Source organism: Arachidicoccus sp., assembly GCF_050436765.1.
In the GTDB taxonomy this organism is placed as follows: Bacteria; Bacteroidota; Bacteroidia; order Chitinophagales; family Chitinophagaceae; genus Arachidicoccus.
The window spans coordinates 6,395-13,389 of sequence record NZ_JBNQGD010000195.1 but is presented as its reverse complement, the minus strand read 5'-3'; the positions used below and the strand labels follow the sequence as shown (position 1 = coordinate 13,389).

Sequence of the window (6,995 nt, the reverse complement as noted above, 5' to 3'; positions counted from 1 at the left end):
ACAATTAAATTTCACAAGTTCTATCTAAATAGCTTTATTTTATTACATGAATTACATAGGCTCCAAATATAAACTCTCAGGCTTTATCGTTAATACTGTAAAAGCAGTAGTTGGTGAAGATTTATCGGCAAAAATTTTTTGCGATTTATTCGCAGGAACAGGCATTGTTGGTCGGGGCTTTAAGGCGCAGGTAAAACAAATAATCAGTAATGACTTAGAATATTATAGCTACGTTTTAAATCAAAATTATATTGGCAATCATCTGCCGATTGAAAATAAAAACCAGTTAATTGAGGAGCTCAAAGCAGCTCCTCCAAAAGAAGGCTTCATTTACAAAAACTATTGTAAGGGGGGGCATGGCGAACGCATGTATTTCTCAGATGAAAACGCAAAAAAGATAGACTCCATTCGTATCAGCATTAAAGGCTGGAAACAAAATAAAATCATCGACAATAATGAATATTTTTTCCTTTTAGCCAGCTTGTTGGAAAGTGCCGATAAAATAGCCAACACCGCTTCTGTATATGGTGCTTATTTAAAAAAATTAAAAAAAACTGCGCAAGCTCCTTTGCAATTAACCGCCGCAGATTTTCTGGAAAATGAAAATAAGCATACAGTTTTTAATGCAGATGGCAATAGGCTTATCAAAAAGATTGAAGGCGACATCTTATACCTCGATCCGCCCTATAATGCACGTCAATATGGTGCAAACTATCATCTGCTCAACACCATCGCTCGGTATGATAAATTTATTCCCAAAGGAAAAACAGGCTTGCGTCATTATAACAAGTCAGAATATTGTAGTAAAACGTCTATTGAGAAATCCTTTGAAGAACTTATAAGAAATGCTCAATTTTCTCATATATTTTTAAGTTACAATAATGAAGGTTTGATGCCCGAAGGAACCATTCGACATATAATGAAAAAATATGGTCATTATAGTCGCGAAGAGACTTCCTATCAACGATTCAAAGCAGATAAAACAGAAAATCGACAGCACAAATTTAATTCGACTACCGAATACTTGCACATTCTGGAAAAACTAGGTTAATGCCTACATTTACCAGGCATTTTTCATTTCATTATTGGTTCTTTCGGGTTCAATAGGTCGTTCCCCTTTCCAGTTTTTATTGTATTTTACGTACCAGCTAATCCAGAAACTACGCGCAAGCCGCATAAAAAGCGGTTGCAATAATAACATAAAAAATATATCAAGTCCCAACCACCAAAATAACCGGTTATCATTAATTGAAACGCCGATTATGCACCACCAAAGAATAAAAGTAATAATAGAAAATAAAACGGTAATTGCATAACTCACAAAGCCGGTACCGTAATAAAACCCCAATTCAATTTCTGTAGGCTGGCCACATTCCAAGCATTTTTCATTCATTTTCATATAATTGCCTTTTTTCAAATTATAGGCACTTTTATATTGAAAAAGATCTCCTTTTCTACACCTGGGACATTTGCAATTGAGCGTAGCTGATAAATAACCGGGTATATTTTCCACTACTGCCTCTGTCATATTTGAGCTATCCATTACATATGCTATTTGAGTGCAAAGATAACTTTTATGTTATTGAAATAGCAAAAAGATAGTTGAAAATATACATGTATCCCTTTTAACAATTGCCAAATTACGATTACTTTTGTGCCACCCAAATGCAGTATAAATTTATTACAATAGAAGGAAATATAGGCGCAGGTAAAACGACATTAGCTAATTTGCTAGCCGAGCAATTAAATGCGCGTCTTATTTTAGAAGAGTTTTCAGACAATCCTTTTCTGCCAAGATTTTATAAAAACCCAAGTCAATATGCTTTCCCGCTCGAATTATTTTTTATGGCCGAAAGGTTTAAACAGCTGAAAGAAATATTACTGCCGGATTTGTTTCAGCAAACCACCATTTCAGATTATTTGTTTACCAAATGCTTGCTATTTGCGAAAGTGAATTTACCCGAGGAAGAATTTAAGCTGTATCAACGTTTATTCGATATCATTCTACAACAATTAATATTACCTGATATTTTAATTTATTTACACGCACCGCTAAGCAAATTGCAATCTAATATTGTAATGCGACAAAGGGAGTACGAACAACAAATTTCTGACGATTATTTACAGAAAATTCAGGATACATATTTGAATTATATACAGCAACAAAACTTAGTCACCCTTTTTGTGGATGCATCTAATGCGGATTTTTTACATAATGAAATGCATGTACAAACGATTCTGAAAGCCTTGGAGAGTAAGCATACACCAGGTATTACGAGAATCTCCTTACCACAATCTAATTCCCTTTAATGAATAATAATATATCTGATCGTCTATCTTTTTCAGAAAAAAACCCCGTGCTCAAAAACAAGGAGTTCCTTTGCTATTTGCTTTATCGATTCGGAATATATTTTGCTTTAAACTTGCAGTCAACTGCGATTTATTATTGGGTTTATCACCTTACGGGAAGCAATTTAAAAATGGGCTTCATTGGCCTTGCCGAGGTAATCCCCGCCATTGGTTTCTCCATGTTTTCCGGCCACTTTGTGGACCTACACGAAAAACGAAAGATGCTTTTGATTTGCTTAATTGGTTACCTATTTTTAGGTAGTGGGCTTTTTGTTTTATCTACGCAAACATCGTTAATACATTTGGGCTTAAATTGGACTTTAGAATTAATTTTTGCTTTAATATTCTTTGGCGGAATATTGAGGGCATTTATAGGCCCATCCGCATTTGCATTACTTGGACAATTAACGCCACGGGAACATTATCCTAATGCAACCAGTTGGAGCAGCATGGGTTTTAAATTAGGATCCGTATTAGGCCCCTTGTCTTTTGGTGTCATCAATACCGTAATGGGGTTGCTGCAGCATAACCCAATTGACATGATACGGGCATCCGGCAGTGTTACAGCAATACCGGGTGTCACTGGCTCTATGTTTTTGATTTTTGTTGTAGAATTATTGCTCCTTATTCCGGTTTCGATTATCAAAGCAAAGCCTATTTTGAAGAAGACCAAAGAACCTGTCATGCAAAGCCTCTCTTTGGGTGTAAAATTTATTTTAAAAACGCCGGCATTATTAGGAGCACAGGCGTTGGATATGTTTACAGTTCTATTTGGCGGGGCGGTCGCTCTTTTGCCTGCTTTTGTAGAGATTAATCGTATGACTGAAACAGAATATGGGCTGCTACGTGCTGCGCCGGGCATTGGCTCAATCATTACATTGGTTCTTTTGGCGTATCTGCCTTTGAATACGAAACCTGGTAAAAAATTGTTATGGTGCTGTGCTGGTTTCGGTGCCTCTATAATTATTTTTGGCCTATCAAAAAATATCTATTTGGCCTGCGTAGCATTGATAGCATCTGGCATGTTTGATGCAGTAAGCGTGGTGGTACGTGGTACCATTTTACAGTTGGTTACGCCTGACGAAATGCGCGGTCGCGTAGCAGCGGTAAATACGATGTTCATCAGTTCTTCCAATGAACTAGGTGATTTTGAAAGCGGCGTAATGGCGCATTGGTTGGGAACGATTAAAGCGATAATCGTTGGAGGCTGTCTAACTTTTGGTGTAGTCAGCATTACTGCTGCAAAAGCAAGGAAATTGCGCAAATTTAATTACAAAGACTATGCATAAAACATCCCGATTTCTCACGAGATGACCCCTAATCCTAAAAGGATATGCTTTTTAAAGTTTGGACCTATTACCATTTCGTCCAGCCTATTCCTGGGGTCAATTTTGAGAACAACTAAAAAGGCGGTGTACATAAGCAATGCAACGAGAAATAACCAGGATAAGTGCAGTTTTATTTCCCAGACTGTCAATCTGCCTATTAAAATTCCGGCGCGGCGGACTTACTGTTGGTAATTAATCCCAATGCAGCCTAAATAACAATTCAACCAGACAAATATTTCGCTAATTAAAAATTAAAAACGTTCTTCCTTTGCCATTTCGACACCTTATTGCCTGATTTTTTAATTTGTACGAAAGTAAGGTGCATTAGAAGCGCACAGACAATGATTCTGCATTGCCAACCACGAATCGCTGATAGATCGTTTATAACGGCTCAAACCTAAATCCCTTTTCTGTAAAATATTTTAAGGCCATTGGCAATACATAGTGCATTCTTTGCCATGCTTTTGTACTATCGTGCAAGACAATGACAGAACCACTCTCTGTATTTTTTAAGATATTACGCCAACATTTTTCGCCAGAAATATTTTTGTCAAAATCGCCGCTTAGGACGTCCCACATCACAATCTGTTTTTCGGGAAATTTTTTATGGAATAATTTTTCTTCTTCTTTAGTCATTCGGCCGTAAGGAGGACGAAACAAATTGCTTTTTACAAGCTTTTCTGTCGCATCAATATCTTCTAAATATTTTGCCTTACATACTTTCCAACCATTTATATGATTAAAAGTATGGTTACCTACGCTATGCCCTTCATCCAGAATTCTCTGATATATTTGGGGATGCTTTTGTACATTATTCCCAATACAAAAAAAAGTAGCTTTTGCGTTGAACTGTTTTAGTGTTTCCAATGCAAAATCAGTAGCCGTTTCGTGTGGTCCGTCGTCGAAACTGAGGTACAATATTTTTTCCCCCTTCGTATCTTTTTTCCAAATACGACGAGGGTAAAATATTTTTAAAAGAAAATTTGATTTTACGAAATACAAAATGGCTATTTATTTCCCTTCGATGACGATGACTACATCAGGATCGGCGGGTGTTGAATTATAAGAATCGAATGTCAGCTCCTTTCCAACTTTCTTTATGATCACAGGAGATTTATCTTTCAATAAATATGCTTTTGTAATCTTACTGAATGGAAAATCTTCTAATGTAATGCCAGCTCCAATATGGTGGAGGATATGTACATATATTTTATTTCCCTTTTGTGTAATAGCTCCCCATTTTTGAAGCGGCAAATATCCGCCACGGGTACCATAAATACTTTCACCGTAAGTTTTCATCCACACACCCATGCTATCCAGTTTTTCCTTAAATGGTTCTGCAATCTTTCCATTTGGCATGGGCCCTATATTCATCAGCAAATTGGCATTACTGCCTGCCGCGCCCACCAATAAATCTACAAACTCTTTAAGCGTTTTATAGTTATCATCTTTAATATTAAAACCCCATGAATCGTTAAGTGTGGCGCAGGTTTCCAGCGGCAACTGTGATATTTTCTGAAAACTCAATCCACTCTTATTTTGTCCCGGAATATCACGCTCGAACATCTGAAAGTCTTCACCCGCTAAAGGTGACAAATGATGATTATCTCCCACCATACATTGCGGTTGCAACCGATGAATAAGATCATATAGTTCACGAATATGCCAATCTACGAAAGTGCTGTCTTTTCTATTTTTTGCTTCTGGTGCCATTTGATCCCAATAGCCATCGAACCAAATACCGCTTACCGTTCCATAATTTGTAAGTAATTCAGTTAATTGATTTTTCATAAACTGAATATAATCGTTCCAGTTTCCGCGAACAGTTCTGCCGGTTCCTTGCCCTGTGCGCCCTGTCCCATAAGAATAATCGGTACGACGCCAGTCTAAGAGCGAGTAATAGAAAAATATTTTTATGCCCTGTTTGTGACATTCGTCTGCCATCTCTTTTACAATATCTCTGTGAAAAGGCGTGTGCATAATATTATAGTCAGAATACTTTGTATTCCACATGCTGAATCCATCGTGATGGCGTGTTACGAGTGTTATATACTTCATTCCAGCCTGCTTGGCCTGCGCTACCCAATCGTGTGCATTAAAATAAACAGGATTGAAAAAGTCTTCTAATTTGGCATAATCATTCACTTTGATATTCTCATTGTTCATCACCCATTCAGCATCACCCAAAATACTGTATAGGCCCCAATGGATAAACATGCCAAACTTGTTGTTCTGAAACCATTCACGCATCTGCAAATTAGACTGCGCCGGCGTATAAGATTCTTGTTGTGCGAAAGAGCAAAAAGCACATGACAAGAATACTAAAGAAGGAAGGATTTTTTTCATAAAAGAAGTTTACAAAGTACTTTTCAAATATAGTCCATTTGGTCATTTATCTCAAACTATGTGCAGAAATTGCGGTAAGTTATTTTCATAAAACAACCCTATCCTCATTTGAAAATAGGGTTGAAATTGCAAAACATGGTATGAAAAAACTATTTTACATTCACGGTAACAGTTGACGCTAATGCGCTTCCATAAGAACGATGAATAGCATCGCCAAATTGTAAAGTAAGTGTGTGTTTGCCGGGAGCAAGTGTCACGGTACCTTCAGTTTGTCCGCCTCCGTAATGAATATGTGTGCTATCCTCGGGGATAATGGTTCCGGCAGGGATAGAGTCTCCGGCATCTATCAATAAATGATGATGGCCAATACCTTCAGCGATTTTACCAACCGGGGCTTTTTTTGTTACGGTCATATTGTCAACGCCAAACTCAATTTTTAAAGGCGAAGAAACCGTTTCTCCATCTTTAATATTTTTGAAATAGACTTTAGCGCCTGCAGGAATTGCCGGTAAAGGTGCCACTGCAGCATTGGCAATATTTTGTGTAGAGGTGCTTATGTTTGTCGAATCGGCTGCACCTTTATTATTGGTGCCCGAATTGCATGCCACTAGAGCGGTGAAAAGTACAACGGGGATTATAAAAAGTTTACGCATGATTTTTTCTTTTGAGATTTAAAATGAACGCTAAAGATAATCAAGGTACCATATATTTCAAAATGATTGTAACCGATAGTTTCTTATTTTTGACCTTTAACATCCTATTTTAACGTGTCATTACCATTACCTGAAGCACTTCTCGATTCTCTGGAAAACACGGCAGGTTTTAACAGAAAAGCCTTTCGGGAACTACATTTACATAACGAAACTAGGACATCTATAAGGTATAATCCAGAAAAATTAGGTTTGTATAAGGATGATTTACCCAAGGATAAAATACCCTGGAATCCATATGGGTATTATCTTACAGAGCGTC

At 37.2% G+C, this 6,995-nt stretch carries 7 protein-coding genes and 1 pseudogene; 4 read left to right on the top strand and 4 right to left on the bottom strand.

The window, feature by feature from the left end; genetic code table 11:
• Nucleotides 1-46 precede the first annotated feature (46 nt).
• The gene (locus ACQR30_RS08470) at nucleotides 47-1,051 is read left to right on the top strand and encodes a DNA adenine methylase (RefSeq protein ID WP_429734004.1); all 1,005 of its coding nucleotides are present in this window, start codon (nucleotides 47-49) and stop codon (nucleotides 1,049-1,051) included.
• A gap of 9 nt (nucleotides 1,052-1,060) precedes the next feature.
• On the opposite strand, the gene ACQR30_RS08465 is transcribed toward ACQR30_RS08470, so the two are convergent.
• Complete coding sequence (locus ACQR30_RS08465) at nucleotides 1,061-1,543, bottom strand: DUF983 domain-containing protein (RefSeq protein ID WP_429734002.1); 483 nt, start codon at nucleotides 1,541-1,543, stop codon at nucleotides 1,061-1,063.
• A gap of 122 nt (nucleotides 1,544-1,665) precedes the next feature.
• Between ACQR30_RS08465 and ACQR30_RS08460 the strand changes: the two genes are divergently transcribed.
• Together ACQR30_RS08460 and ACQR30_RS08455 are read left to right on the top strand one after the other, a co-directional pair.
• Entirely contained in the window at nucleotides 1,666-2,310 is a 645-nt protein-coding gene (locus tag ACQR30_RS08460) for a deoxynucleoside kinase (RefSeq protein ID WP_429734000.1), read from the top strand.
• Nucleotides 2,310-3,638: an MFS transporter gene (locus ACQR30_RS08455; protein WP_429733998.1), complete on the top strand. Its 1,329-nt coding sequence runs from the start codon at nucleotides 2,310-2,312 to the stop codon at nucleotides 3,636-3,638. The genes ACQR30_RS08460 and ACQR30_RS08455 overlap by 1 nt, the downstream gene beginning before the upstream one ends.
• Nucleotides 3,639-4,058: 420 nt before the next feature.
• On the opposite strand, the gene ACQR30_RS08450 is transcribed toward ACQR30_RS08455, so the two are convergent.
• From ACQR30_RS08450 to ACQR30_RS08440, 3 genes are all read right to left on the bottom strand, one after another.
• Complete coding sequence (locus ACQR30_RS08450; RefSeq protein ID WP_429733996.1) at nucleotides 4,059-4,679, bottom strand: polysaccharide deacetylase family protein; 621 nt, start codon at nucleotides 4,677-4,679, stop codon at nucleotides 4,059-4,061.
• Between the two features lie 9 nt (nucleotides 4,680-4,688).
• A complete protein-coding gene (locus tag ACQR30_RS08445; RefSeq protein WP_429733994.1) occupies nucleotides 4,689-6,023 on the bottom strand; it encodes an alpha-L-fucosidase in 1,335 nt (444 codons plus the stop codon).
• A 149-nt stretch (nucleotides 6,024-6,172) separates the two neighbouring features.
• The gene (locus ACQR30_RS08440) at nucleotides 6,173-6,676 is read right to left on the bottom strand and encodes a DUF4399 domain-containing protein (protein ID WP_429733992.1); all 504 of its coding nucleotides are present in this window, start codon (nucleotides 6,674-6,676) and stop codon (nucleotides 6,173-6,175) included.
• 114 nt (nucleotides 6,677-6,790) lie between these two features.
• On the opposite strand from ACQR30_RS08440, the pseudogene ACQR30_RS08435 reads away from it, so the two are divergent.
• Nucleotides 6,791-6,995, top strand: a pseudogene (locus tag ACQR30_RS08435) (methyltransferase RsmF C-terminal domain-like protein); the annotation flags it as partial.